The 25,867-nt window shown below is 71.9% G+C and carries 20 protein-coding genes; 14 read left to right on the forward strand and 6 right to left on the reverse strand.

Annotated elements, in window-relative coordinates:
- Window positions 1–4: 4 nt before the first annotated feature.
- Entirely contained in the window at window positions 5–1,081 is a 1,077-nt protein-coding gene (locus AB0I06_RS01680; protein ID WP_363116712.1) for an ABC transporter permease, read from the reverse strand.
- Window positions 1,081–2,100 carry a sugar ABC transporter substrate-binding protein gene (locus tag AB0I06_RS01685; RefSeq protein ID WP_363116713.1) on the reverse strand — a complete coding sequence of 340 codons (1,020 nt, stop codon included), beginning with the start codon at window positions 2,098–2,100 and terminating at the stop codon, window positions 1,081–1,083. The genes AB0I06_RS01680 and AB0I06_RS01685 overlap by 1 nt, the downstream gene beginning before the upstream one ends.
- A 322-nt stretch (window positions 2,101–2,422) precedes the next feature.
- Here AB0I06_RS01685 and iolC point away from each other — a divergent pair, with 322 nt between their 5' ends.
- From iolC to AB0I06_RS01725, 8 genes are all read left to right on the forward strand, one after another.
- A complete protein-coding gene (gene iolC / locus AB0I06_RS01690; RefSeq protein WP_363116714.1) occupies window positions 2,423–3,400 on the forward strand; it encodes a 5-dehydro-2-deoxygluconokinase in 978 nt (325 codons plus the stop codon).
- Window positions 3,401–3,439: 39 nt separating this feature from the next.
- Window positions 3,440–4,318 carry a deoxyribose-phosphate aldolase gene (locus tag AB0I06_RS01695; protein ID WP_363116715.1) on the forward strand — a complete coding sequence of 293 codons (879 nt, stop codon included), beginning with the start codon at window positions 3,440–3,442 and terminating at the stop codon, window positions 4,316–4,318.
- Between the two features lie 13 nt (window positions 4,319–4,331).
- Window positions 4,332–5,225, forward strand: coding sequence for a 5-deoxy-glucuronate isomerase (gene iolB, locus AB0I06_RS01700; protein WP_363116716.1), 894 nt, complete (start codon window positions 4,332–4,334; stop codon window positions 5,223–5,225).
- Complete coding sequence (gene iolD / locus AB0I06_RS01705; RefSeq protein ID WP_363116717.1) at window positions 5,222–7,096, forward strand: 3D-(3,5/4)-trihydroxycyclohexane-1,2-dione acylhydrolase (decyclizing); 1,875 nt, start codon at window positions 5,222–5,224, stop codon at window positions 7,094–7,096. Before iolB ends, iolD begins: the two co-directional genes overlap by 4 nt.
- Before the next feature lie 44 nt (window positions 7,097–7,140).
- Entirely contained in the window at window positions 7,141–8,634 is a 1,494-nt protein-coding gene (locus tag AB0I06_RS01710; protein WP_363117015.1) for a CoA-acylating methylmalonate-semialdehyde dehydrogenase, read from the forward strand.
- 21 nt (window positions 8,635–8,655) lie between these two features.
- Complete coding sequence (locus tag AB0I06_RS01715; RefSeq protein ID WP_363116718.1) at window positions 8,656–9,444, forward strand: GntR family transcriptional regulator; 789 nt, start codon at window positions 8,656–8,658, stop codon at window positions 9,442–9,444.
- 83 nt (window positions 9,445–9,527) lie between these two features.
- Window positions 9,528–10,628 carry a UDP-glucose 4-epimerase GalE gene (galE, locus tag AB0I06_RS01720; protein ID WP_363116719.1) on the forward strand — a complete coding sequence of 367 codons (1,101 nt, stop codon included), beginning with the start codon at window positions 9,528–9,530 and terminating at the stop codon, window positions 10,626–10,628.
- A 6-nt stretch (window positions 10,629–10,634) separates the two neighbouring features.
- Complete coding sequence (locus tag AB0I06_RS01725; protein WP_363116720.1) at window positions 10,635–13,769, forward strand: bifunctional diguanylate cyclase/phosphodiesterase; 3,135 nt, start codon at window positions 10,635–10,637, stop codon at window positions 13,767–13,769.
- A gap of 15 nt (window positions 13,770–13,784) precedes the next feature.
- Here AB0I06_RS01725 and AB0I06_RS01730 read toward each other — a convergent pair whose 3' ends face one another.
- The gene (locus AB0I06_RS01730) at window positions 13,785–15,599 is read right to left on the reverse strand and encodes a glycoside hydrolase family 15 protein (protein WP_363116721.1); all 1,815 of its coding nucleotides are present in this window, start codon (window positions 15,597–15,599) and stop codon (window positions 13,785–13,787) included.
- 186 nt (window positions 15,600–15,785) lie between these two features.
- Here AB0I06_RS01730 and AB0I06_RS01735 point away from each other — a divergent pair, with 186 nt between their 5' ends.
- From AB0I06_RS01735 to AB0I06_RS01755, 5 genes are read left to right on the forward strand one after another with little or no spacing between them, the layout of a single operon-like run.
- On the forward strand, window positions 15,786–16,613 hold the full coding sequence (locus AB0I06_RS01735) for a glycosyltransferase family 2 protein (protein WP_363116722.1): 828 nt from the start codon (window positions 15,786–15,788) through the stop codon (window positions 16,611–16,613).
- Entirely contained in the window at window positions 16,610–17,911 is a 1,302-nt protein-coding gene (locus tag AB0I06_RS01740) for a glycosyltransferase (RefSeq protein ID WP_363116723.1), read from the forward strand. Before AB0I06_RS01735 ends, AB0I06_RS01740 begins: the two co-directional genes overlap by 4 nt.
- Window positions 17,912–17,926: 15 nt before the next feature.
- Window positions 17,927–19,291: a polysaccharide biosynthesis C-terminal domain-containing protein gene (locus AB0I06_RS01745; RefSeq protein WP_363116724.1), complete on the forward strand. Its 1,365-nt coding sequence runs from the start codon at window positions 17,927–17,929 to the stop codon at window positions 19,289–19,291.
- The gene (locus tag AB0I06_RS01750) at window positions 19,288–20,259 is read left to right on the forward strand and encodes a glycosyltransferase family 2 protein (protein WP_363116725.1); all 972 of its coding nucleotides are present in this window, start codon (window positions 19,288–19,290) and stop codon (window positions 20,257–20,259) included. The genes AB0I06_RS01745 and AB0I06_RS01750 overlap by 4 nt, the downstream gene beginning before the upstream one ends.
- The gene (locus AB0I06_RS01755) at window positions 20,256–21,080 is read left to right on the forward strand and encodes a polysaccharide deacetylase family protein (protein WP_363116726.1); all 825 of its coding nucleotides are present in this window, start codon (window positions 20,256–20,258) and stop codon (window positions 21,078–21,080) included. The genes AB0I06_RS01750 and AB0I06_RS01755 overlap by 4 nt, the downstream gene beginning before the upstream one ends.
- 7 nt (window positions 21,081–21,087) lie before the next feature.
- Here AB0I06_RS01755 and AB0I06_RS01760 read toward each other — a convergent pair whose 3' ends face one another.
- From AB0I06_RS01760 to AB0I06_RS01770, 3 genes are read right to left on the reverse strand one after another with little or no spacing between them, the layout of a single operon-like run.
- Entirely contained in the window at window positions 21,088–21,903 is an 816-nt protein-coding gene (locus AB0I06_RS01760) for a glycoside hydrolase family 16 protein (protein WP_363116727.1), read from the reverse strand.
- 6 nt (window positions 21,904–21,909) lie between these two features.
- Window positions 21,910–22,974 (reverse strand): hypothetical protein, encoded by a 1,065-nt coding sequence (locus AB0I06_RS01765; RefSeq protein WP_363116728.1) that lies wholly within the window; start codon window positions 22,972–22,974, stop codon window positions 21,910–21,912.
- Window positions 22,971–24,677, reverse strand: a complete 1,707-nt coding sequence (locus AB0I06_RS01770) for a glycosyltransferase (protein WP_363116729.1) — start codon at window positions 24,675–24,677, stop codon at window positions 22,971–22,973. Before AB0I06_RS01770 ends, AB0I06_RS01765 begins: the two co-directional genes overlap by 4 nt.
- Window positions 24,678–24,993: 316 nt before the next feature.
- Here AB0I06_RS01770 and AB0I06_RS01775 point away from each other — a divergent pair, with 316 nt between their 5' ends.
- Window positions 24,994–25,866 (forward strand): alkaline phosphatase family protein, encoded by an 873-nt coding sequence (locus AB0I06_RS01775; RefSeq protein WP_363116730.1) that lies wholly within the window; start codon window positions 24,994–24,996, stop codon window positions 25,864–25,866.
- Window position 25,867 lies beyond the last annotated feature (1 nt).

Raw genomic sequence — 25,867 nt, forward strand, 5'->3', positions numbered from 1 at the left:
GCGGTCACCTCCGGGTCGCCGTGCGCTGGACCCACAGATTGATGAGGACGGCGCCGAGGAGCATCACGCCGAGGAAGGCCTTGAACCAGTCGGGGTTCCAACCGGCGTAGACGATGCCCTGCTGCACCATGCCGAACATGAAGGCGCCGAAGACCGGGCCGATCGCGGAGCCGTAGCCACCGGTGAGCAGACAGCCGCCGATGACGGCCGCGGCGATGTAGATGAGCTCCTGGCCCACGCCCTCGCCGGACTGCACGGTGTTGAAGGAGAACAGCTGGTGCATGCCGACGAACCAGGCGCCGAAACCGACCAGCATGAACAGGGAGATCTTGGTGAACGTCACGGGCACACCGACGGCCCGCGCGGAGGCCTTGTTGCCGCCGACGGCGAAGATCCAGTTGCCGTACCTGGTGCGCAGCAGGACCCAGGTCGCCAGGGCCGCGAAGACCAGCCACCACACCACGGTGATCTTGACGTTGACCCCGCCGACGGTGAACGTCGACGCGAAGAGCTTCTGCGCCTGTGTGAAGCCGTCCATGTCGCTGATGTCGTCGGTGGCGACGTTGCCCGTGACCAGCTTGGTGATCGCGAGGTTGACGCCCTGGAGGATCAGGAAGGTGCCCAGGGTGACCAGGAAGCTCGGCAGGCCGGTCTTGACCAGCAGCCAGCCGTTGAAGGCGCCGATCGCGAGCGAGACGAGCAGGGCGACGATCACGCCGACCCAGACGTTCATGGTCAGCTGGTAGCTGAGCATCGACGCGGTGAGCGCCGAGGTGACCACGGCGACACCGGCGGACAGGTCGAACTCGCCGCCGATCATCAGCAGGGCCACCGGCAGCGCCATGATCCCGATGGTCGACGACTGGTACAGGATGTTCGCCATCGAGCTGCCGTCGCGTACCGGCGGCGCGGCGAACAGGAAGAACACGAGGACGGCGACGGCACCGAGGAAGACGCCGACCTCGGGCCGGGCGAGCAGCCGCAGCGCCAGCGGGCGCTGCCGCGTCCGGCCGTCGGACTGCTTCGGGCCGGGGGCCGGCGGTGTTCCCACCGCCGGCGTGGCCTGCTGGGTCATGCTCATCACCGGGTGCCCTTCGCGGCGAACTCCCCGATCTTGTCGACGTTGGCCTTGTCGACGAAGGCCGGGCCGGTCAGCACGGGCTGCTCCCCGCCGCCGCTGTAGTTGCCGTTGTTCTTGTAGAGCCACAGGCCGTCGACTGCGAGGTAGCCCTGAAGGTACGGCTGCTGGTCGACGGCGAACTGGATCGAGCCGACCTTGATGGCCTTGATCAGGTCCTTGTTGAGGTCGAAGGTGGCGATCTTGGCCTTGCTGCCGGCGTCCGCGACCGACTGCACCGCGGTCAGCGCGAAGGGGGCGCCGAGCGTGACGACGTAGTCGATGGACGGGTCCTGCTTGAGCTTGGCAGTGATCGTCGACTTCACGGACGGCATGTCGGTGCCGTTGACGTTCTGCGGGTCGACCTTGCCGTCGAAGGTCTTGGCGACGCCGTCGCAGCGCTGGGTGAGTCCGACGTTGCCCTGCTCCTGCATGACGCACAGGACGTGCTTGGCGCCGACCTCGTTGAGCTTCTTGCCGAAGGCCTCGCCCGCGACGGACTCGTCCTGGCCGAAGAACTCCAGCAGGTTGAGCTTCTTCCAGTCGCTCAGGCCGGAGTTGAGGCCGACCACGGGTATGCCGGACTTCTCGGCCTTGCCTATGACGCCCTTGAGCGCGTCCGGCTTGGCGAGGGTGACGGCGATGCCGTCGACCTTCTGGTCGATCGCGTTCTGGACCAGGTTGGCCTGGTTGCCCGCGTTCGGGTCGGCGGAGTAGATGAGCTTGATGTTGTCCTTGGCGGCGGCGGCCTCGGCACCCTTGCGGACGGTGTCCCAGAAGGTGTCGCCGGGTGCCTGGTGGGTGACAAGGGCGACGGTCATGCGGGGCGTGGTCGCCTTGCCGGCGGAGGCGTTCGCGGCGCCTTCCTCGGACTTCTTGCCTCCGGAACTGCTGGAGCAGCCGGCGAGGGTCAGGGCCGCTGCCGCGGCCACGGCGACGACGGGCGCGAACCTGCGAGAGCGGGGGTGAGAAGAGCGGTCCATCTTTCCTGGCACCTCACTGTGCTACTGCGGGGGAAAGGAAGGGATCACGAAGGGATCCGTGGTCCCGGAGCCTTACGGAGTCCGGATCATGATGCCGCAAACCGACTGTTGCGATGGCACGGGATACAAGTCCCTGCCGGGCCCGCTGTCAATACTTTGTTAAGACATCATTTCACGTGCAGGTCCGAATGTAAGTACAAACTATTGACAGCACCGGCCTCCGCGACCTACACCTGTGAGGCGGCAGGTCCCGTCCCTCCACGCCCCCACCGTGTCAGGGCGCCCGGGGACCCGCATCCCCAGCTTCCCGAGGAGGTCGCGCATGGCCGAGCCAGCCCAGTATTTCGATGTGATCACGATGGGCCGCATCGGGGTCGACCTCTATCCCCTCCAGACCGGTGTCCCCCTGGCCCAGGTGGAGACCTTCGGGAAGTTTCTGGGAGGTTCGGCGGCCAACGTGGCGGTCGCGGCGGCCCGCCTGGGACGCCGCACGGCGGTGATCACACGCACCGGCGACGACCCCTTCGGCACGTACCTGCACCAGGAGCTGAAGGGCTTCGGCGTCGACGACCGCTGGGTGACCCCGGTCGCGGCCCACCCGACGCCGATCACCTTCTGCGAGATCTTCCCGCCCGACGACTTCCCGCTGTACTTCTACCGCCGCCCCAAGGCCCCCGACCTGGAGATCCACACCGACGAGCTGGACTTCTTCGCGATCCGCGGGGCCCGCATCTTCTGGATCACCGGCACCGGCCTGAGCGAGGAACCCAGCCGCTCCGCCACGCTCGCCGCCCTCAAGGCCCGCGAGAAGTCGGGCATCACCGTCTTCGACCTCGACTGGCGCCCGATGTTCTGGCGCGACCCCGAGGAGGCCCGCCCGTACTACCGCGAGGCCCTGCGCCACGCCACGGTCGCGGTCGGCAACCTCGACGAGTGCGAGATCGCCACCGGCGTGCGCGAGCCGCAGGCCTGCGCGGACGCGCTGCTGGAGGCGGGCGTGGAGCTGGCCGTCGTCAAGCAGGGCCCCAAGGGCGTCCTCGCCGTGCACCGCGACGGCAGCCGGGCCGAGGTGCCGCCCGTGCCGGTCGAGGTGGTCAACGGCCTGGGCGCGGGCGACGCCTTCGGCGGCTCGCTCTGCCACGGTCTGCTCGCCGGCTGGGACCTGGAACGGACCATGCGCCACGCCAACGCCGCCGGCGCCCTCGTCGCCTCGCGCCTGGCCTGCTCCTCCGCGATGCCCACCGAGTCCGAGGTCGCCGGCCTCCTCGCCGGGGCCGCGTCGCCGAGCACGAGCCACTGATGCCGTCGCCGAGCACGAGCCACTGAAACGGAGCCTTCCTTGAACATCGGCATCCCCGACCTCACCACGGTCAGAGCCCGCACCCCGGAAGCCATCGCCGAGGCGGCGGCCCGGCGGGTGCGTCGCCCGCTGATCGGCGACAGCGGCCGGCTGATGATCGTGGCCGCCGACCACCCGGCGCGCGGCGCCCTCGGGGTCGGCGACCGGCGCCTGGCCATGGCCGACCGCGCGGACCTGCTGGAGCGGCTGTGCACCGCGCTGTCGCGGCCCGGGGTCGACGGGGTGCTCGCCACCGCCGACATCCTGGAGGACCTGCTCCTGCTCGGGGTGCTGGAGAACAAGGTCGTCATGGGCTCGATGAACCGCGGGGGCCTCGCCGGCGCCTCCTTCGAGATGGACGACCGCTTCACCGGCCACCGGGCCGAGGACATCGCCCGGCTCCGCTTCGACGCCGGCAAGCTCCTGGTCCGCATCGACTACGACGACCCGGGCTCGCTGACGACCCTGGAGTCCACCGCGCGGGCGATCGACGCCATGGCCGCCCACCGGCTGCCCCTGTTCGTCGAGCCGTTCCTGTCCCGGCGCGTGGAGGGCAGGGTCCGCAACGACCTGTCCGCCGAGGCCGTCACCAAGTCGATCGCGATCGCCTCGGGTCTGGGCGGCACCTCCGCCTACACCTGGCTGAAGCTCCCCGTCACCGACGACCCTGACGACATGGCCGGGGTCCTGGAGACCTCCACGCTGCCGGTCGTGCTGCTCGGCGGCGAGGTCGGAGACGATCAGGAGGGCGCCTACGAACGCTGGCGCAAAGCCCTGCGACTGCCCACCGTGCAGGGCATGGTCGTCGGGAGGTCGCTGCTCTACCCGGCCGGGGGCAGCGTGGAAGAGGCCGTGGACACGGCCGTCGGTCTGCTGTGATCCGGAGGACGCAATGACGTACCACCTTCCCGCCGGCAAGGCCCTCGGCGGCCCCTACACCGTCGACATCACGCCCGAGAAGGCCGGCTGGGGCCACTCCGCCCTGCGGGTCCTGGAGCTGCCGCCGGGCGGCGCGCACTCCTTCGACAGCGGCGACAGCGAGTGGATCGTCGTGCCGCTGAGCGGCGGCTGCGCGGTCGCCGTGACGGACGACTTCGGCCAGGACACCTTCGAACTGCGGGGACGCCCCGACGTGTTCAGCGGGGTCAGCGACTTCGCGTACGTCCCGCGCGACGCACGCGCGAGCGTGACGTCCGCGGGCGGCGGCCGGTTCGCGCTGACCGGCGCGCGCTGCACCCGCCGGCTGCCCGCGCGCTACGGGCCGGCCTCGGAGGTGCCGGTGGAGCTGCGGGGCACCGGCTCCTGCTCCCGGCAGGTGAACAACTTCGGCGCGGCCGGGGTCTTCGAGTGCGACAAGCTCATCGCGGTCGAGGTGATCACCCCGGGCGGCAACTGGTCGTCCTTCCCGCCGCACAAGCACGACGAGCACCGGCCGGGCGAGGAGTCCGTGCTGGAGGAGATCTACTACTTCGAGTTCGCCGGGCACGACGGCGTCCCCGGCCTCGGCTACCAGCGCGTCTCCCCGTCCGGCCCCGGCCGCGACACCGACGTGCTCGCCGAGGTCCGCGACGGTGACGTCGTCCTCATCCCGGACGGCTGGCACGGGCCGTCGATGGCCACGCCCGGCCACCACATGTACTACCTCAACGTCATGGCGGGCCCGGAGGCCGAGCGCGCCTGGCTGATCTGCGACCACCCCGACCACGCCTGGATCCGCGACACCTGGCCGGACCAGCCGGTCGACCCCCGCCTCCCCCTCTACACCGCCCCGGAGACGTCCCGATGAGCGCCCCGACCCGCCGCCTGACGACCGCCCAGGCCCTGGTGCGGTTCCTGTCCGCCCAGTACACCGAGCGGGACGGCGTGCGCCGCCGGCTCATCGCCGGAACCTGGGGCATCTTCGGCCACGGCAACGTCGCCGGGATCGGCCAGGCCCTCCTGGAGGCGGGCGAGGAGGCCATGCCGTTCCACCAGGGCCGCAACGAGCAGTCCATGGTGCACGCCGCGGTCGGGTACGCCCGGCAGCTCAACCGCCTGTCCGCGCAGGCGGTGACGACCTCCATCGGCCCGGGCGCCACCAACCTGGTCACCGGCGCGGCCCTGGCGACGATCAACCGGCTGCCGGTGCTGCTCCTGCCCGGCGACTACTTCGCCTCGCACGCCCCCGACCCGCTCCTCCAGCAGCTGGAGCACCCGGTCGAGGCCGACGTCTCGGTCAACGACACGCTCCGTCCGGTGTCGAGGTACTTCGACCGGATCACCCGCCCCGAGGCGCTGATCCCGTCGGCGCTGAACGCGATGCGCGTGCTGGCCGACCCGGCCGAGACCGGCGCCGTCACCCTGGCCCTGCCGCAGGACGTGCAGGCGGAGGCGTACGACTGGCCGGAGGAGTTCTTCGCCGAGCGCGTCTGGTACGTACGGCGTCCCGCGCCGGACCCGGTGGAGCTGACCGCCGCGATCGAGGCGATCCGGTCGGCCGGGCGGCCGCTGATCGTGGCGGGCGGCGGCGTCCACCACAGCGAGGCCGAGGCGGCGCTGAAGGCGTTCGTGGAGGCCACGGGCATCCCGGTCGCCTCCACCCAGGCGGGCAAGGGCTCGCTGCGGCACGACCACCCCGCCGACCTCGGCGGCATCGGCCACACCGGCACGGCCGTCAGCGACGACCTCGCCCGCACCGCCGACCTGGTGATCGGCGTCGGCACCCGCTACACGGACTTCACCACCGCCTCCGGCACGCTCTTCCAGAACCCGGACGTGCGGTTCCTCAACCTCAACATCACCGGCTTCGACGCGCACAAGCTGGCCGCCCGGACGCTGGTGTGCGACGCGCGGTCCGGTCTGGAGAAGCTGGCCGAGGGTCTGGCCGGGCACCGCGTCGCGGAGGCCTACGAGGCCGAGTACCGCGCCGGCAAGCAGCGCTGGGACGAGGTCGTCGCGGCCGCCTACCGGGCCGACGACGACAGCGCTGTCCCGACCCAGACCCAGGTGCTCGGCGCGCTCGACGCGGCCGTCGGCGACGACGACGTGGTCATCAACGCGGCCGGATCGCTCCCCGGCGACCTGCACAAGCTGTGGCGCTCGCGCAGCCCGCGCCAGTACCACCTGGAGTACGGCTACTCCTGCATGGGCTACGAGATCCCGGCCGCCATCGGCGTCCAGCAGGCCGCCCCGGGCACCCCGGTGTGGGCGCTCGTCGGCGACGGCACCTACCTGATGATGCCGACGGAGATCGTCACGGCCGTCCAGGAGGGACTGCCGGTCAACCTCGTCCTGATCCAGAACCACGGCTACGCCTCCATCGGCGGACTGTCGGAGGAGACCGGCGGCGAGCGCTTCGGCACCGCGTACCGCCACCGCGCCGCCGACGGCACCTTCACCGGCGCCCCGCTGCCGGTCGACCTCGCCGCCAACGCGGCCAGCCTCGGCATGGAGGTGCTGCGCGCCAAGACCGTGCGCGAGCTGCGCGACGCCCTCGCCGCGGCCCGCGCCGGCGACCGGCCGACGTGCGTCTACGTCGAGACCGATCCGGCCCCGACCGCTCCCCCGGCCGAGGCCTGGTGGGACGTGCCGGTGGCCGAGACCGCCTCCCGGGAGGCGGCCGTCGCGGCCCGCGAGCGCTACGACCGCCAGGTGGCCGGACGCCGCCGCCACCTCTGACCCCCGCCGCTGTCCCCAGGCTCCACGAAAGGCCCTTGCGCACCATGAAGACCATCACCCACTGGATCGACGGCAAGCCCGTCGAGGGCACCTCCGGCCGGTTCGGCCCCGTCTACAACCCGGCGACCGGCGCCCAGGAGAAGCAGGTCGCGTTCGCCACCGTCGACGAGGTCGACGCCGCGGTCGCCTCCGCCAGGGCCGCCTTCGACAGCTGGGGCGAGTCCTCCCTGGCCAAGCGTACGGCGATCCTGTTCAAGTACCGCGAGCTGCTGGACGCCCACCGCGACGAGATCGCCGAGCTGATCACCGCCGAGCACGGCAAGGTGCACTCCGACGCGCTCGGCGAGGTCGCGCGCGGCATGGAGATCGTGGAGCTCGCCTGCGGGATCTCCGTCCAGCTCAAGGGCGAGCTGTCCACCCAGGTCTCCACGCGGGTCGACGTCGCCTCGATCCGCCAGCCGCTGGGCGTCGTCGCGGGCATCACGCCGTTCAACTTCCCGGCCATGGTGCCGATGTGGATGTTCCCGCTGGCCATCGCGTGCGGCAACACCTTCGTGCTGAAGCCGTCCGAGAAGGACCCGTCGGCGTCCCTCCGGCTCGCCGAACTGGCCACCGAGGCCGGTCTGCCCGAGGGCGTCCTGAACATCGTGCAGGGCGACAAGACGGCCGTGGACCGTCTCCTGGAGCACCCGGACGTCGAGGCGGTGTCCTTCGTCGGCTCGACGCCGATCGCCAAGTACATCCAGCGAGCGGCCGTCGAGCACGGCAAGCGGGTGCAGGCCCTGGGCGGGGCCAAGAACCACATGCTGGTGCTGCCCGACGCCGACCTGGAACTCGCCGCCGACCAGGCCATCAACGCCGCGTACGGCTCGGCCGGCGAGCGCTGCATGGCCGTGTCGGTGGTCGTGGCCGTCGGTGACATCGGCGACGAGCTGGTCGGCAAGATCGCCGAGCGGGCGAAGAACCTGAAGATCGGCCCCGGAAACGACCCGGCCTCGGAGATGGGCCCGCTGATCACCCGCGAGCACCGGGACAAGGTGGCGTCGTACGTGGCGTCGGCCGCCGAGCAGGGCGCGGAGGTCGTGGTCGACGGCACGGGCTTCTCGGTCGACGGGCACGAGAACGGCTTCTTCCTCGGAGTCTCCCTGCTGGACCGGGTGCCGGTGACGGCGGACGCGTACCGGGACGAGATCTTCGGCCCGGTGCTGGCGGTCGTCCGTACGGAGACCTACGAGGAGGCCATCCAGCTGATCAACTCCTCCCGCTGGGGCAACGGCACCGCGATCTTCACCCGGGACGGCGGCGCGGCCCGCCGCTTCCAGCTGGAGGTCAAGGCGGGCATGGTCGGCGTCAACGTGCCGATCCCGGTCCCGGTCGGCTACCACTCCTTCGGCGGCTGGAAGGACTCGCTCTTCGGCGACCTGCACGTCTACGGCAACGACGGCATCGCCTTCTACACCCAGGGCAAGGTCATCACCACCCGCTGGCCGGACCCCTCCGACGGCGGCATCAACCTCGGTTTCCCGAGCAACTCCTGACACCCGGAAGGGGGTTCATCCATGGCGAGGACCGGTGACCGGGCCCGCACCACGGCGGCCGCCTCCGCGCTCGGTTCGCTGGACTTCGCCCTGGACCGGGGCAGTCCCGTGCCGCTGTACCACCAGCTCGCGCGGCAGCTGGAGGCGGCGATCGAGCACGGGGCCCTCGCCCCGGGCGACCTCCTGGGCAACGAGGTCGACCTGTCCGCGCGCCTGGGCCTGTCCCGCCCCACCGTCCGTCAGGCCCTCCAGTCGCTGGTCGACAAGGGCCTGCTGGTGCGGCGGCGCGGGGTGGGCACGCAGGTGGTGCACAGCCAGGTCAGGCGCCCCCTGGAACTGAGCAGTCTCTACGACGACCTGGAGACGGCCGGGCAGGCGCCGACCACCCAGGTCGTGCGCCACGAGGTCGTCCCGGCCTCCTGCGAGGTCGCCGCCGCCCTCGGCGTGCCGGAGGGCAGCGAGGTGACGGTCCTGGAACGGGTGCGCCACACCCACGGCGCGCCCGTGGCGCTGCTGTGCAACCACCTGCCCGCGGCCCTGCTGGACCTCGACAGCGCCCGCCTGGAGTCGACGGGCCTCTACCGTGTGATGCGCGCGGCGGGCATCACCCTGCACAGCGCCCGCCAGACGGTCGGCGCCCGCGCGGCCACCGCGGCGGAGGCCTCCCGCCTGGACGAGCGGGAGGGCGCCGCGCTGCTCACGATGCGGCGCACGGCCTACGACGACACGGGACGTGCGGTCGAGTACGGAACGCACCTGTACCGGGCCTCGCGCTACGCGTTCGACTTCCAGTTGCTCGTGCGGCCTTGACCGAACCGGACCAGCGGGTGCAAAGTCGTACATATACACCGTAAACATACGGTGCCCACCGCACCCGACGCGGGAGTCCCGGCATGGCCCGCAGGAACCAGTCGCCGACTGCTCGAGGAGCCGGATCCTCGTGGGCCCCCTCGACCGTCCTCGTCACCGGCGGGGCCGGGTTCATCGGGAGCCACACCTGCGTGGAGCTGCTGGACCACGGCTACGAGGTGATCGTGGTCGACGACTACTCCAACAGCACACCGCAGGTGTTCACCCGGGTGGAACGGATCGCCGGCCGCTTCGTCGGCGCCGTCTACGAGCTGGACATCCGTGATCGGCGCGCCCTCTCGGCCGTCTTCGACCGACACTCCGTGGACGCCGTCGTGCACTTTGCCGCGCACAAGGCGGGGGGCCTGTCGACACGGATGCCCGTCACGTACTACGACACCAACGTCGGCGGGACCACCGCCCTGTTGCGGACCATGCACCAACACGGGGTGCACCGGCTGGTCTACCCGTCCTCCTGCTGGATCTACGGGGACGGGGGCCGGGGAACGCTCGGCGAAGCCACCCCCGTCAGGCCCGCGACCCCGTACGCGGCCTCGAAGTGGATCTGCGAACAGATCCTCGCGGACGTCTGCCTGCGCCACCCCGAGTACACCGTGCTGTGCCTGCGCTGCCCCGTCCCCGCCGGTGCCCACCCCAGCGGCCTCCTCGGCGAGGACCCCCCTCACCCACCCGAGGGCTTGCTGCCCCGTCTCGCGCAGGTGGCCGTCGGCCGGAGGGAGAAGTTCTCGCTCTACGGCGACGACTATCCGACCCCCGACGGCACCGGGATCCGTGACTACCTGCACGTCATGGACGCCGTCGAGGCGTACCGCGTCGCACTGGACCACCTGGGTGACACGCCGGGCATGCGGGTGTACAACCTGAGCGCGGGCACGGGCAGTTCGGTCCTGGACGTCGTGGCCGCCTTCTCCCGGGCCTGCGGCCGGCCCATCCCGTACGACATCGCACCCCGGCGCCCCGGGGACGTCGCCGAACTGGTCGCCGACGCCACGGCCGTGCAGCGGGCATGGGGCTGGCGTCCCACCCGCGACCTCGCCGATGTGTGCCGGGACGCCTGGCGCTTCCAGCGGCTCAACCCACACGGTTACGCGGACGCCGCGCGGCAGCCGGAGTCGAAGGAGTAGGCCCGCATGCGGCCCCCGCCGACCGGCCGAGGCGGCCCGGCCCGCCACCCGCCGGCCGGGTACCTCTCGCTGATCGGGGTCCTCACCGTCCTGTACGTGTGTGTCCCGGTGCTGCGGACGCCGCTGTGGGCGCTCATCGGGCTCACCGGGGTCGCGGCCGTCGTGGCCGGGGTACGGGTCCACCGCCCCGTGCCCCCCTGGCCGTGGCTGGTGCTCGCCGCCGGGCTGCTGATCTTCACCGGGGGCAGCACCTTCGGCCACGCACAGGAGGCGTACTCCGCCGCTTCGGCCCCGTTCCCGTCCCCGGTCGACGTCTGCCGTCTCCTCGTTCTCCCGCTGTTCGCCGTGGGGCTGTCGGGTCTGCTGGGCTGCCGGTGGAAGGGGCGTGACCTGCCCACCGTGCTCGACACCCTGGTCATCACGGCCGGGCTCGCGCTGCCGGTGTGGGTCTACCTGGTGCAGCCCCTGACCCGGCAGGAGGGGCTGACCTGGCAGCAGCGTGCGATCAGCGTCGCCTCGGCGGTCGGGGACGTACTCGTGCTGGGTCTCCTGGGCCGGCTCCTCACCCGCGGCCCCTGCCGGGCCGTCCGGCTGCTCGTCCTGGGCGCCCTCCCCCTGCTCGGCCTCGACCTCGCCCACGCCATCCTCAGGCTGAACGGCGCCCGGGAGGCGGTCACCCTCCCGGCAGCCTGCTGGATCGTGTTCTGCGCCGCCTGGGGTTCGGCCGCGCTGCACCCCTCCATGGCACGGCTGACCGCCCCGGTCTCTGTGCCGCAGACCCTGCTGCCACCCCGGCGCCGACTGCTCCTGCTCGCCGTGGCGACTCTGATCCCGCCCGCGATCCTCGCCCACGAGGAGAGCAACGGCCTGGAGTACGACTCCACGCTGCTCGCCGCGTTCTCCGGAACGCTGTTCCTGCTGGTGATCCTCCGGCTCACCCTGATGGTCGTCGCGCACCGCAGGGCCATGACACGGGAGCTGGCCCTGCGCACCGCCGCGGACTCTCTGATGGGGGCGTTCTGGCCGGTGGAGATCGCACGGGCCTGCGACGCGGCAGTCACGTCCCTGTTCGGGCCGCAGAGCCGGCATGTGACGCTTCTGCTGTCGGCCGGGGAGGCGGAGGAGCTGTACGACCGGCTGGAGCGCCGCCCCGCCGGGGCCGACGGCCCGGTGCCCTCGCGGGGCGAGCCCGACGGGGCCGCCCGCAACCGCACGGTGCTCGTGCCGTCCGCCGCGCTCGGACCGGCGGTCAGCGCCCGGCTCGGCAAGCTGCCCGCGGCCCTGCTCTGCCCCATGGTCCATCCCGAGCAACCGGCCGACGGCGAACTCCCGGGGGCGTTGCTGGCGGCCGGATCCGAGCGCCAGCTCTCCGAGATGCGCGGGTCCTTGGAGCTGCTCGCCTCGCACGCCGGGCTCACGACGCAACGCATCGCGCTACGGCGGGAGGTCATCCGCAAGGAGAGCGAGGCCTACTTCCGCACCCTCGTGCACAACGCCTCGGACGTCATCCTCATCGTCAACGACGACACCACCGTCCGCTACGCCAGCCCCTCGGCGCCCACCGTGTTCGGCAGTACGGAACTCACCGGGACACACCTTCCCGACCTGGTGGATCCCCAGGAGCGGGACCGGGTCGTGCGCACCCTGGCGGCCCTGCGCGCCGACGGGCAGCCCGAAGCGCACGACCACTGGCGGGTGCCCCGGGACACGGCCCGCATCGAGGTGGAGGTGCGCTGCCGGGACCTGCGGCACGACCCGACTGTGGGCGGCCTGGTCGTCACCCTGCGGGACGTCACCGAGCAACGGCAGCTGGAACACGAACTCACGCAGCGGGCCTTCCACGACTCGCTGACCGGTCTGCCCAACCGCACGCTTCTGCTGGAGCGGACCGAACGCGCGCTGCGCCGGGGCCACCGGGAGTCGACGACCACCTGCCTGCTCTTCATCGACCTGGACGACTTCAAGATCGTCAACGACACACTCGGGCACGCGGTCGGTGATCGTCTGCTGTGTGCCGTGGCCGAGCGCCTGTCGGGGATGCTGCGGCGCACCGACACCGCCGCCCGGCTCGGCGGTGACGAGTTCGCCGTGCTCATCGAGGACGCGGAGCAGCCCATCGACGCCGAGGTGCTGGCCGCGCACGTGGTCCGGACGCTCAGCCGGCCCTTCCACCTGGCGGTGGAGTCGGTGAGCGTCTCGGCCAGCGTGGGTGTGGCCACGGCCAGGGACAGCACGGACGCCGGGGACCTGCTCGCGCTCGCCGACCTGGCCCTGTACGCCGCCAAGGCGTCCGGCAAGCGCACCTGGCGCCGGTTCCAGCCCCAGCAGCGGATTCGTGTGGTGGAGCGCCACGACTTGCAGGTGCGGCTCGACCAGGCCGTCAGCAGGGAGGAGTTCGGCCTGCGCTACCAGCCGGTGGTGGACATCGACGAAGGCAGGGTCGTGGGCTTCGAGGCCCTGGCCCGCTGGCCCGAGCTCGGGCCCGATCCGGTGCCGCCGGACCAGTTCATCCCGCTCGCCGAGGAGACCGGGCACATCTCGACGCTCGGCGCGTGGGTGCTGCACACGTCCACGGCCGACATCGCCCGGCTCCAGCACCGCACACCGCAGCTCGACCCGCCGTACATCAGCGTCAACGTATCGACCCGGCAGTGGCGCGACAGGGGGTTCCTGGAGGAGGTGTGCACCGCTCTGGACACCACCGGTCTCGCCGAGGGCACACTCCAGCTGGAACTCACCGAGTCGGTGCTCATGCAGCGGACGGACCACATCGACGCGCAGATCCAGGCGCTGAAGGACCGCGGCGTGCGCATAGCCGTCGACGACTTCGGCACCGGGTTCTCCTCGCTGCGCTACCTCCGGGACTTCCCCATCGACGTGCTCAAGATCGACAAGTCGTTCATCGACGGCATCCCGCACGACCCGCAGCAAGTCGCCCTGGTCGAGGGCATCGTGCATCTCGCCGACACACTCGGCCTCCAGGTCATCGCCGAAGGCATCGAGGAGCCGCAGCAGCGGCAACTGCTGGCGGACATCGGCTGCCGGTACGGGCAGGGCTTCCTGTTCGCCCGGCCCATGACGGTGGAGCAGGGCGAGGCCGTGCTGCGAGAACGCAACGACGGCGGACGGGCGGCCGATTGAGGCCGGTGCGGTGTCTCAGCGCCGGCCCACTGCCGTCACCCCGCGGCCCCCTCCCGGCGCCGGTGACAGGCCGAACGCCGTCTCCACCAGTGCGATGTGACTCAACGCCTTGGGCGCGTTGCCCAGTTGGCGCCGCGCGTCGGGGTCCCACTGCTCGGCCAGCAGGCCGACGTCGTTGCGAACGGAGAGGACCCGCTCGAAGACCTCCCGGGCCTCGTGCCGGCGCCCCGTCGCGGCGAGGGCGTCCGCGTACCACAGGGAGCAGGAGAGGGACGCGCCCTCGGCGCTCTCCTGCCGCTCCGGCACCGCGGCACCCTCGTCGTACCGGCGGACGAACCCGCCGCGCCCGAGGCGGCTCATGGCGCGCACCGTGCTCCGTACCCGCTCGTCGCGGCCGGGCAGGAACCCGACCCGGGGGATCAGCAGCGCCGAGGCGTCCAGGCCGGGCGCGCCGTAGGACTGGACGAAGGACCGCTGGGCGGTGTCCCAGCCCTCCCGGCAGACCTGCCGGTGCACCTCCTGCCGCATGGCCCGCCACTGTCCGGAGGAGCCGTTGCGCCCGAGCAGTTCCCCCATCCGCACGGCGCGGTCGGCGGCCACCCATGTCATGACCTTGGAGTGCACGAACTGCCGCCGCGGGCCGCCCTCCGGCCACAGCCCTTGATCCGGCTCGCGCCAGTGCCGCCGCAGGAATCCCATGAGCGACTCGACCAGCTCCCACACATGGGCCGGCATGGGGATACCGGCGCGCAGCGACAGCCACAGCGTGTCCATGACCTCGCCGTACACGTCCAGCTGGAAGGTGCTGACCGCGGAGGTGCCGAACCGCACCGGCCGGGAGCCCTCGTAGCCGGGCAGCCAGGGCGCCTCGGTCTCGGGCAGCAGCCGCTGCCCCTTGACGCCGTAGACGGTCTGCAGATCGGCGGGATCACCGCCGATGGTCCGCACCAGCCAGTCCAGCCAGGCCGTGGCTTCGTCCCGGTAGCCGCTGCGCAGGAGACAGGACAACGCGCGGGTGGAATCGCGCAGCCAGCAGAACCGGTGGTCCCAGTTGCGCTCACCGCCGATGCGGCCGGGCAGCGAGGTGGTGGGAGCGGCGACGATGGCGCCTGTGGGGGCGTAAGTGAGGGCCTTGAGGGTGATGAGGGAGCGCACGACAGGTTCCCGCCACGGCCCTTGGTAGTGGCACCGGGCGGCCCAGCGCCGCCAGAAGTCGACCGTCTCCTTCAGCGCGGTCTCCGCCGGGACCCACAGGGGTGAGGGTGCCGCGGAGCGGTACGAGGGCGTCCACCCCAGCGTGAGCGCCAGTCTGCGTCCGGCCGTGACGGTGAACTCCCAGACGGTGGCGTCCTCGTCCCCCCGGTCGCGCACCGGGCCGTCGCCGCCGAGCCAGACCGCGTCCGGACCGGCGACGGCGACGGTGCAGTGCCCGACGTCCCGGACCCAGGGCACGACACGGCCCTGGTGGAAGCGCAGGCGCAGCTCGCTGCGCAGATCCACCGTGCCGGTCAGTCCTTCGACCATGCGCAGGATGCAGGGCACGTCAGCGCGCGGCGGCATGAGGTCGGTGACGCGCACGCTCCCGGTGGGGGTCTCCCACACGGAGTCCAGGACCAGGGTGTCGGCCCGGTAGGAGCGGCGTGTGCAGGGGCCGCCCGACACGGGGGCCAGTCGCCAGCGTCCGTTGTCCTCGGTGCCCAGCAGGGCCGCCAGACAGGCCGGGGAGTCGAACCGGGGCAGACAGAGCCAGTCCACCGACCCGTCCCGGCCGACCATGGCGGCCGTCTCCAGATCGCTGATGAGGGCGTAATCCTCGATGGGTGCGTTCATGATCGGGACTACGCCGTCGTGCACTTTGCCGCTCTCCACCCTACGCCCGCACAGCGCCCCGGCCCAGGCCGGCGGTCACGGTGCCGTGTGCTGCTCTTGACCTCACGGACAAACCGGGCAAAATGTACGTATACGTCGTAAACATATGGCGTCTCCTCGGAGGCACCTGACCGGGAGACCGGCACCATGAACAACACGCATCAGCTGCCCGAGCACCCCTCCTTCATGACCGAGGCCGACGGCCACGGCTCCGCGCGGGCGGACCGCGCCCCGCACCCGCTGCGCCGGGCCGGGGACCGCCCCCCGCCCCGTGCCAGCGTCAGCCTGGTCGTCCCCGCCCGCAACGAGGCCCGCAACATCCCCTGGGTCTTCGAGCAGATCCCGGACTGCGTCGACGAGGTCATCCTGGTCGACGGGGACTCCGTCGACGCCACGGTGCACATGGCGACCCGGTGCCTGCCCACCGTCCGCCACGTCGAGCAGAGCGGTCCCGGCAAGGGCAACGCCCTGCGCACCGGCTTCCTCTCCGCGACCGGCGACTACATCGTGATGATGGACGCCGACGGCAGCATGCTGCCCGGGGAGATCCCGCACTACCTCCACTTCCTCGACCATGGGTTCGACTTCGTCAAGGGCTCGAGGTTCATCGCGGGCGGCGGCTCCCTCGACATCACCCGCATCCGGCGGCTCGGGAACCAGGTGCTGCTGGCCGCGGTGAACCACCTCTACGACGCCAGACTGACGGACCTCTGCTACGGGTTCTGCGCCTTCCGCCGCGACTTCCTGGACGACCTCGACCTGCACTCCTCCGGGTTCGAGATCGAGACCGAGATGATCGCCCACGCGCTGCGCTCGGGCCTGCGCATCGCCGAGGTCCCGAGCCTCGAACTGCCGCGGCGCAGCGGGCGGTCCCACCTGCACGCCGTCTCCGACGGCCGTCGAGTGCTGCGTACGCTCCTGTCCGAGCGGCCCGGCGCCCGCTCCGCCGCGCGGGCCGCGGGGAGCACGGCATGAGCGTCACCCGGCGCCCGGCGGTCTCTCCCCGGGCTGCCGCGACCGCGCCGGCCGGGTCCGGGTACCCGCCGGCCGGGTCCGGGTACGCGCCGGTCGCGGTCGTCGACGTCGACCTGGCGCGGCCGTTCGAGTTCCGCGGGCCCGCCGGCCCGGGACCGGCCCTTCCGGCGGCTCCGGTGCTGGCCCTGGTGCGCTTGCGCGGCCGTCCCCTGGGCCTGGTCACGGTGACCGGCGGGCACGAGGGCACGCCCGAGGATCTGTGGCGGTCCGTGGCCGGCACGGCCCGGCGCCGGTTCCCGCTTCCGCACGCGGGAACCCCCGCCCGGGGCTCCTCGCCCTTCGCGCCGTCCATCAGCGTGATCGTCGCGACGCACAACCGCCCGGAGATGCTCAGGGAATGCCTGACGTCCCTGCTGCGGGTGGACTACCCGGACTTCGAGGTGATCGTGGTGGACAACGCCCCGGCCGACGACGCGGCCGAGCGGCTCGTCCGCGGCGCGTACGGGGGCCGGGCCCGCTACGTCCGGGAACCGCTCCCGGGTCTGGCCCACGCGCACAACCGGGGTCTTCGCCGCGCCCGGGGCGAGATCGCCGCGTTCACCGACGACGACACCCTGGTCGACCCGCGCTGGCTCGCCGCGCTCGCCGAGGGCTTCGCCCGGGACCCGGACATCGGCTGTGTGACCGGGCTCATCATCCCGGCCGAGCTGGAGACCGAGGCCCAGGCCGCCCTGGAGCGCCACGGCGGCTTCGCCAAGGGGTTCGTGCCACGCACCTGGTCCCCGCACCACCCGCCGAAGGACCCCCTGTTCCCCTTCGCCGCGGGACGCTTCGGATCCGGCACCAACATGGCCTTCCGTACGGACACACTGCGCGCCCTCGGCGGTTTCGACCCGGCCACGGGCACCGGAACTCCGGCCCGCGGCGGCGACGACCTGCTCGCCTTCTTCCGGGTCCTGACGTCCGGTCACACCCTGGCCTACCAGCCGGAGGCGATCGTCTGGCATCGCCACCGCCGCACCCAGGACGCCCTGGACGCCCAGGCGTTCGGCTACGGTGCCGGGCTCGGTGCCTACCTCACCGGCGCCCTGGTGCACGACCCCCTCATGGTCCCGGCCCTCGTGCGCCGGCTCCCCCGGGGCGTGCGGTACGCCCTGGCCCAGGCGCACCGCAAGGCGGAGGCGGACATCCGGCGGTCGCGACGGCTCGCACGCCTGGAGCTGTGCGGGCTGCTGTACGGGCCCATCGGATATCTGCGCAGCCGCCGCCGGAACCGCACCGGCCACCGCCCGGTCTGAGGAAAGGCCGTGCCCGTGCCCCAGCGAACAGCCGACAGGCCCGAGATGGCGGGAGGCCAGCACGGGGGGCGGTCGCTGCCCACGGTGGTGCGCACCGGCATCGCCCGTGTCCTGCCCAACGAACCCCTGGTCCGCAACGGCCATCTCCTGGCGATCAGTTCGCTGGTCAACGCCGGAGTCGGCGCGATCTTCTGGCTGTTCGCCACCCACTGGTACGACGACGAGGTCGTGGGCGTGAGCTACTCGGCACTGTCCGCGTCGCTGCTCCTGGCCAACATCGGTCAGCTCAACCTCAACGACTTCCTCATCCGGTTCCTGCCCTGCTCCGGACGTCAGACCCGCAGACTGCTGCTCACCTGCTACGCGGTCACCGCCGCGTGGAGCGCTCTGGTGTGCCTCGTCTTCGTCCTCCTGGTGCCCGCCCTGGCACCCGACCTGGCCTTCCTGCGCGATCCCCTGGTCGCGGTCTGGTTCGTGGCGGCCACCGCCGCGTACACCGTCTTCGTCCTCCAGGACGGTGCGCTCACGGCCATGCGCCGCCCGGGCTGGGTGGTGGCCGAGAACATGGTCTTCGCCTTCGTCAAGATCGCACTGCTGGCCGGCGGCGCCGTCCTGGCCCTGAAGACCGGCATCCTGCTGTCCTGGGCGGGAGGCCTGCTGATCTCCCTCCTGGTCGCCAACTACCTGCTGCTGCGGCGGGCGGTGCCGCGTCACGAGCGGGAGAACCCCGAGGCGGTACGCCCACCGCGGCTGCTCAGTTACGCGGCCGCCGACTACACGGGCTCCTTGTTCCGGATGGCCGCGTACACCCTCGTGCCGCTGATGGTGCTGAACGTCCTCGGAGCGGAGCAGAGCGCCTACTTCTCCCTCGCCTGGATCATCGGCTACGTGCTGTTCCTGGTGGTGCGCAACATGGGCAGCTCACTGGTCGTCGAGGTGGTGCGACGACCCGAACGGCTGGCGGAGCACGGGCTGCGGGTGCTGCGCCATTCGGGGATGCTGCTGGTCACGGGCGTCGCTGTGATCGTCGCCGGGGCCCCGTGGATCCTCGGGCTGTTCGGGCCCGGTTACGCCGAGCACGGCACCGCCCTGCTGCGCCTGCTGGCCCTGTCCGCCCTGCCCAACCTGGTGTTCAGCGTGGCGGTCGACGTGCTGCGGGCCCGACGGCGCATGCGCCTGGTGGTCGGGTTGCAGATCGCCCTGTGCGTGCTCGTGCTGGGGCTGGCGCGGCTGCTGCTGCCGGAGTTCGGGGTGACGGGCGCCGGCGCCGCCTGGCTGGTGGCGGAGTGCCTCATCGCCACGCCCTTGCTGATCCGGCGCTCCCGCTGGCTGACCTCGTCTCCCCGGCAGGACGTCGCGGACCCCGGGAGCACCTCATGAACACCGCGCCGAGTCTCTCCGTCATCGTGTGCGCCTACACGCTCGACCGCTGGGAGGACCTCCGGGCCGCCGTCGACTCGGTCCACTCCCAGCGCCGTCCGCCGGACGAGGTCGTGCTGGTCGTCGACCACTGCCCGGAACTACAACGCCTCGCCACCCGCATGCTGCACGGGGTCCGGGTGCTGTCCAACCAGCGGCGCAAGGGCCTGTCCGGCGCCCGGAACACCGGCGTCGAGGCGGCCGTCGGAGAGGTGGTGGCCTTCCTCGACGACGACGCCACCGCACACCCGTCATGGACGGCCCGTCTGCTGGCCGGCCACCGCGATCCGCGCGTGGCGGGGGTGGGCGGGCTCGTCGTGCCCTGGTGGGAGACGGACCGGCCGCCCTGGTTCCCCCCGGAGTTCGACTGGGTGGTCGGCTGCTCGTACCGGGGATTGCCCGAAGAGCCCGCGCCCGTCCGCAACTTCATCGGGGCCAACATGTCCTTCCGCAGGGACGTGCTCCGCGCGGCCGGCGGCTTCCGCACGGACCTGGGCCGGGTGGGGACCCGGCCCCTGGGCTGTGAGGAGACCGAACTGTGCCTGCGCATCAGGTCCCGCCGCCCGGACGCCGTGCTGCTCTACGACCCGTCGGCCACCGTCCGCCACCGCGTCCCCGCCGCACGCGCCACATGGTCGTACTTCCGGTCGCGCTGCTACGCCGAGGGGCTGTCCAAGGCGCTGGTGGCCCGGTACAGCGAGGGCGCCGCCGCCCTGTCCAGCGAGCGCGCCTACCTCAGGTCCACCGTCCCCCGCGCCTACGGCGAGGCCCTGCGGCACCGCCGGTCCGCCCCGGCGCGGACGGTCCTCGCACTGACCCTCGGCCTCGGCGCCACCGCGGCGGGATACGCCGTGGGCTCGGTGCGCCTGCGGCGCTCCACACCCGCCGAACCGGCCCACCACGTCCCGGTGAGGGAGCGACCGGCATGACCTCACAACCCGTCCCGGTCTTCCTCTACCACTCGGTGTCCGACGACCCTCCTTCGTGGATCGCCCCGTTCACGGTGAGCCCGCGGGTCTTCACCGAGCAGCTCGACCTCCTCGCGGACAACGGTCGCGAGGTCGTCCCGCTGCGACGTCTGATCACCGCGCTGCGGGGCGGACCGCCGCTGCCGCCCCGGCCGGCCGTGCTGACCTTCGACGACGGTTTCGCGGACTTCCACTCCACCGTGGCACCGTTGCTCGCCGCGCGGGGTCTGCCGTCGACGCTCTACGTCACCACGGGTGCGCTGGGGGGACCCTCCCGGCCACCGGAGCACGGCAGCCTCCTTCCGCCCGCCCCCATGCTGACCTGGCCGCAGCTGCGCGAGCTGGACCCGATCACCGAGATCGGCGGACACACCCGCACCCACCCTCAACTGGACGCCCTCCCCAGGCGGTCGGCGCGGGAGGAGATCGAGGGCTGCAAGGCCCGGCTGGAGGACGCCCTCGGGCATCGTGTCGACGCCTTCGCCTATCCGCACGGGTACTCCAGCCGCACGGTCCGCCGCCTGGTGCGCGAGGCGGGCTGGACCTCGGCCACCGCCGTACGCCACGGCTTCAGTTCGGACGCGGACGAACCGCTGCGCGTCGCCCGGCTGATGGTGCGGGCCGACACCGCGTGGGACCGGTTCCTGGCCTGGGCACAGGGTGCGGGCGCGCCCGTCGCGCCGTTCCCCGAGCTGGTGCGGACCCGGGCCTGGCGCGGCTACCGGCGGCTGCGCGCGGGCATCGACCGCCCCTATCCGTCCCTGCCCGCGCCCGCACGGTGACGGTCCCTCACTCCTGCCACACACGGACCCAGTCCACCGTCATCCGCGCCGAGTCCACCGAAGGGGGCGGCGACTGCGGCACTCCTACCGCGAGGTTGATCAGGACTTCCATCGGCACGTGCGGGATCCGCTCGGGCTCGGTCACCCGGAAGCGCCGGACACCGTCGACGTACCAGCTCACCTCGTCAGTGGTCCACAGCATGCCGAAGACGTGGTGCTCGTCCGCGAAGGGAACGGGCCCGTACGTGCCCCGTGCGCGCTGGTCGCCGTCCGGGCTGCGCCAGTGCGCGTACATGAAGACGTGCTCGGTGCCACCGAGGAACTCCATGATGTCGAGTTCGGGAGGGGTGAACCTGGAGGCCGGCATCATCCAGAACGCCGGGAACATGCCCGCCTCCCCGGGGACGCGGATGGACGCCTCGAAGTATCCGTACGTGAAGACGTGCCGGGGTTCGCCGTACCAGTCGTCCCTGCCGGTCGAAATCATGCCGGACCGCCAGGGGTAGGTCTTGTCGTCGCTGCCGCGTGTACCGCGCCGCTCGGCGTCCAGCCGCAGCGCACCGTCCCCGACGGAGACCTGGCCGGGCAGGTACCACTGCTCCTCGTCGTTGCCGCTGTTGGTGCACCCGTCCTTGTTCCAGTCGTAACAGGTCGCCCAGCGGTCGGTGTCGAGGTCCGAGCCGTCGAACTCGTCATGGAACGTCAGGTTCCAGTCCCGCGGCACGGGTCGCGGCGCGGGTGTCTCGCGTTCGGTGGCGCCGCAGGCCACTGCCAGCGCGAGCGTCAACGCGGCCAGGAGGGGGCGCAGTCGTCCCGCGCGCATCGGGGGTTACCGCCGTTTCCCCGCCGTCACCGCGGCGCTGCGGCGCCGGGCGACGCCGATGCGGGTGACGACCCGCGGCAACGCCCTTCGCAGCGGTGCGGGCAGGCGGCGCCGAACCGCCCTGTTCCGGCGGCCGGCGTCCGGCCGCGGGTGCCCGTGGCCGAGCGGTGCGTCGGGCTTCGGCAGCCGGGAGCGGCCTCCCGTGCCGTCGAGTGGCGGGGAGTCGAAGGGCACGGCCGGGGTACGGGCGACGACGGTGGGCCGGGCCGCGCCCTGGTGCGGGAGGGGCGCGTCAGCCGGAGGTGACCACAGCGTCCGCGGGACGTGGACACGGGGCACCGCGCCGGCGGCGAGCACCACCAAGGCGGCGAACGGTCCCTCGCCACGTTCGAGGAGCAGCCGCGGCACCGGACGGGCCCGCCGCGACGCCCTTACCTGCCCTGAGACGCGCGACCGAACCCGGGCGGCCCGCTGAGGGCAGGCGATGGCCGAGCCGTACGGTCCGGCACCGGTCACGGCGAGCGGGCCGCGGTCGCCCGGCCGTCCGGAGGGCCGCCGTCTGTGGGGCCGGTCACCGGGCACCGCCCATGTCGCCGCGCCGGGCCGGGGCGGGGCGTCCGCCGCCGGATCCGGCGGCGAGCCGGGCGCCGACGGCGCGTCGTCGGGGGCGGTGGGCCGCGCCCCGGGCCTGCGGGTGCCGGGTGTGGGCAGCAGGGCCAGAAGGGACGTCATGACGGCCAGGGCGACGATCACGCGTGTGGTGGTGAAGGATTCGGTGAGGTAGAACGGCTCCACCGCGAGGACCCCCAGGCACAGGCTGAGCGCCACGGCCAGCAACGCCGTCTCCACGAAGAACGGCCACCCCCGGTCGTGCCAGGGCGTGGGCCTGGCCCAGCGTGTCGCCGCGAACCCGGGACACAGCAGCAGGAACGAGCAGATGATCAGAAGGCGGGGGACGCCCGCGTCCGGCAGGGCCAGGGTCGCGGCGAGGGCGAGCCAGCCCGACAGCGCGAGCGCGATGCGCAGCGGCCATCGCCAGCGGGGCGCGAGGCTCGGGGGGAGGGTGGTCATGACGCCTCTTCCGCGTCGGGGTTCTGGTAGCGGAAGACGACGGCGTCCTGGTTGCGGAACACGCGCACGAATCCCCAGGTGTCCGACATCGCCCGGTCCATGCGCTGCATGGTGTCGGCGGGCAGGCTGCCGTTGAGGTAGCACTCAGCGGCCTGGGCTCGGCTCAGCACGATGTACGCCGGTTCGCGCACCGTCGCACCGTCGATGAACGGCTCCAGTCCCTCGATCGGGTCCTCGGTCAGCCGCTGGCGGACCTTGAGGTCCTGTTCGTTGAGCTGGACGCGCGGGTGCTTGTCGTAGTTCATCTCCAGGCCGGGCACGTCCGACGTGAGGGAGACGATGAGGGACCCGGGAGGCGTGGTGGCCGTGACGAAGTGGGTGGCCGCCACCTCCTCCTCGGTGAAGTAGTTGGCCGACTCCTTGCCGTAGTAGCCGAAGAGCAGCCCTCCGAGCATCGCCAGCAGCACAGGGGCGACCAGGAACACGCGCAGCCGCGGATGTCGTCGTGACTCCAACAGCAGGGCCGAGATCAGCAGGGCGGCGGCGGGCAGCGCGAACAGATAGGCCCGGAAGATCATCTCGCCGCCGTAGGAGTTGGCGATCAGGACGGGCAGCGGGGCCAGGACCAGCAGCGGCAAGCCGGTACGGCGGGTCCAGCGGCGCCTGACGAAAGCGAGGGCCGCCAGCAGGAAGACCGCGGCGGACAGGCTCCGGTCGATCCAGGAGACCTGCACCTGCCCGGGAGCGGCGCTGCCCAGGGTCGCCAGACCGGAGACCACGTTGGAGTCCGGCTCCAGCAGCGCGCCGGCGAACTCGCTCAGATTGGACGAGACGAAAGGCCGGGCGACGGTGGCGTCCCAGACCACGGTCAGCAGTACCCCGGCGCCCAGCACCGGCAGCAGCACCCGCCTGTTGCGGCGCGGCAGCGACAGGGCGACCAGGGCGCAGACCATCATCAGCGGGGTCAGCGGGTGCGAGCAGACGATCACCGCCATGATCAGCACGACGATCAGAAACCTGCCGGCGGGCCATGCCCTGGCCCTGTCCCCCGGTGGCCGCTCCGCACCGGCCCGCAGCTGCCCCATCACCAGAGCGATGAGCGTGACGAAGAGCAGGAACGCGAACGCCTGGGGCGCGAAGTAGTCCTGCCCGACCCACGAGCACGAGTAGAAGATCCAGACGCCTCCCCAGACGAGCCTCCGGTCCGTGGTCACGGCCCGGTAGATCAGGAGCAGCGGGGCGAGCAGCAGGACGTTGTTGACGGGCGGGGCCCACACCGCGTAGCCCAGCGACGACTCCAGGCCGGTGGCCTGCACCACCAGGGCGTTGAGGTGGAAGAAGCCCGGCCACTGGTCGTAGACGTCGAGTTTCTCCGCGCCGGGAACACTGCCGCCGTTGCGGATCATGGCGTCCACGACCGCCACGTGCTTCCACGCCCAGCCGTAGCGCAGGGTGGGGTACAGCAACGCGGGAGTGGCGTGCAGGATCGCGATCAGGCCGAGGACGTAGGCGGCGAACCAGCCGCCCCGGGTCCGCCGGTCGGCAAGGGCGACGCAGAAACCGGCGGCGATCAGGCCGAGAGCGACCCAGAAGAGCACCGGAAGCACCTGGAGCAGGCCCAGGTCGGTCATGGCGTTGAGGTTGACGTGGCGCAGGGAGAGCAGCCACAGGGCGAGCGCGACGGGCAGGGCGGCCCGAGCCACCCACCGCAGTGCGGTGCCGCGTCGCCGTCCGGACGCGGGCACCGGCGTCCCATCGGGTCGCCGCGTCTCCACAGGAGCACGCGGCGCCCACTGACCCATCGTCAGCGGCGAACGCTTGCCCATGGATATGCCTCCCGCACAGCGGGTGCCACGACCGGGCCGGGGAGCACCCTCCGCGGCGCCTCCCTCGGCACGCACCAGCGATCCATGCCGACCAATATGCGGCATTAGTGCTAAAAATTACGTTACTGCCGTTTGCTGCGACCGGCAGCGTGGATGGACCGACCGTCAGGGGAAAGCAGTGACACCACGACTGATGACGCCGTCCCGTCCGATGGGCCGCATGCGGAAGTCGGTCGTCGCCGCGTCCGCCGCTTTCGCCGTCCTCCTGCCCGTCGCGGCCTGCGGCTCCTCGGACGAGGGCAGCGACGTCCCCCGGCCGGACCACATCGTGGTGGTCGTCGAGGAGAACCGGGGCTACGAGGACATCATCGGCTCACCCGAGGCGCCGTTCATCAACGAACTGGCCCGCAAGGGCGCCAATCTCACCCAGTTCTTCGCCATCACCTATCCGAGCCAGCCGAACTACCTGGCCCTGTTCTCCGGCTCCACGCAGGGCGTCGACAACGACTGCCCGAACGACTTCTCGTCCCGCAACCTCGCCTCCCAGCTGATGCAGGACGACCTGACGTTCACCGGCTACGCGGAGAGCCTGCCGAGCGTCGGCTTCAAGGGCTGCACCAGCGGCCCCTACGTGCGCCGCCACACGCCGTGGGTGAACTTCACCAATCTGCCGGACTCCGTCAGCCGCCCGTGGACGGACTTCCCCGAGGACTACGCGGATCTGCCGGAGGTCTCCTTCGTCATCCCGAACCTCGACAACGACATGCACGACGGCGGCATCAAGCAGGGCGACACGTGGCTCCGGGAGAACCTCGGGGACTACGCGCGGTGGGCGATGACCAACAACAGTCTCCTCGTCGTCACATGGGACGAGGACGAGGGTGGCGAGGACGAGGACAACCACATCCCGACGGTCGTCGTCGGAGAGCGGGTGAAGCCGGGCGACCACGACCAGCCCAACAACCTGTACGGGCTGTTGCGCACCATCCTGGACGCCTACGGTCTGGATCCGCTCGGCCACAGCGCCGAGGCCGAGCCCCTGGACATCTGGAAGGGCGACGGCTGAC

This window comes from Streptomyces sp. NPDC050674 (genome assembly GCF_040654575.1).
Classification (GTDB): Bacteria; Actinomycetota; Actinomycetes; order Streptomycetales; family Streptomycetaceae; genus Streptomyces.

Coding starts and splice junctions, on each gene's coding strand:
- AB0I06_RS01680 (WP_363116712.1), bottom strand. CDS start 1,081: ATGAGCATGACCCAGCAGGCCACGCCGGCGGTGGGAACACCGCCGGCC.
- AB0I06_RS01685 (WP_363116713.1), bottom strand. CDS start 2,100: ATGGACCGCTCTTCTCACCCCCGCTCTCGCAGGTTCGCGCCCGTCGTC.
- iolC (WP_363116714.1), top strand. CDS start 2,423: ATGGCCGAGCCAGCCCAGTATTTCGATGTGATCACGATGGGCCGCATC.
- iolB (WP_363116716.1), top strand. CDS start 4,332: ATGACGTACCACCTTCCCGCCGGCAAGGCCCTCGGCGGCCCCTACACC.
- iolD (WP_363116717.1), top strand. CDS start 5,222: ATGAGCGCCCCGACCCGCCGCCTGACGACCGCCCAGGCCCTGGTGCGG.
- AB0I06_RS01710 (WP_363117015.1), top strand. CDS start 7,141: ATGAAGACCATCACCCACTGGATCGACGGCAAGCCCGTCGAGGGCACC.
- AB0I06_RS01715 (WP_363116718.1), top strand. CDS start 8,656: ATGGCGAGGACCGGTGACCGGGCCCGCACCACGGCGGCCGCCTCCGCG.
- galE (WP_363116719.1), top strand. CDS start 9,528: ATGGCCCGCAGGAACCAGTCGCCGACTGCTCGAGGAGCCGGATCCTCG.
- AB0I06_RS01725 (WP_363116720.1), top strand. CDS start 10,635: ATGCGGCCCCCGCCGACCGGCCGAGGCGGCCCGGCCCGCCACCCGCCG.
- AB0I06_RS01730 (WP_363116721.1), bottom strand. CDS start 15,599: ATGAACGCACCCATCGAGGATTACGCCCTCATCAGCGATCTGGAGACG.
- AB0I06_RS01735 (WP_363116722.1), top strand. CDS start 15,786: ATGAACAACACGCATCAGCTGCCCGAGCACCCCTCCTTCATGACCGAG.
- AB0I06_RS01740 (WP_363116723.1), top strand. CDS start 16,610: ATGAGCGTCACCCGGCGCCCGGCGGTCTCTCCCCGGGCTGCCGCGACC.
- AB0I06_RS01750 (WP_363116725.1), top strand. CDS start 19,288: ATGAACACCGCGCCGAGTCTCTCCGTCATCGTGTGCGCCTACACGCTC.
- AB0I06_RS01755 (WP_363116726.1), top strand. CDS start 20,256: ATGACCTCACAACCCGTCCCGGTCTTCCTCTACCACTCGGTGTCCGAC.
- AB0I06_RS01760 (WP_363116727.1), bottom strand. CDS start 21,903: ATGCGCGCGGGACGACTGCGCCCCCTCCTGGCCGCGTTGACGCTCGCG.
- AB0I06_RS01765 (WP_363116728.1), bottom strand. CDS start 22,974: ATGACCACCCTCCCCCCGAGCCTCGCGCCCCGCTGGCGATGGCCGCTG.
- AB0I06_RS01775 (WP_363116730.1), top strand. CDS start 24,994: ATGACGCCGTCCCGTCCGATGGGCCGCATGCGGAAGTCGGTCGTCGCC.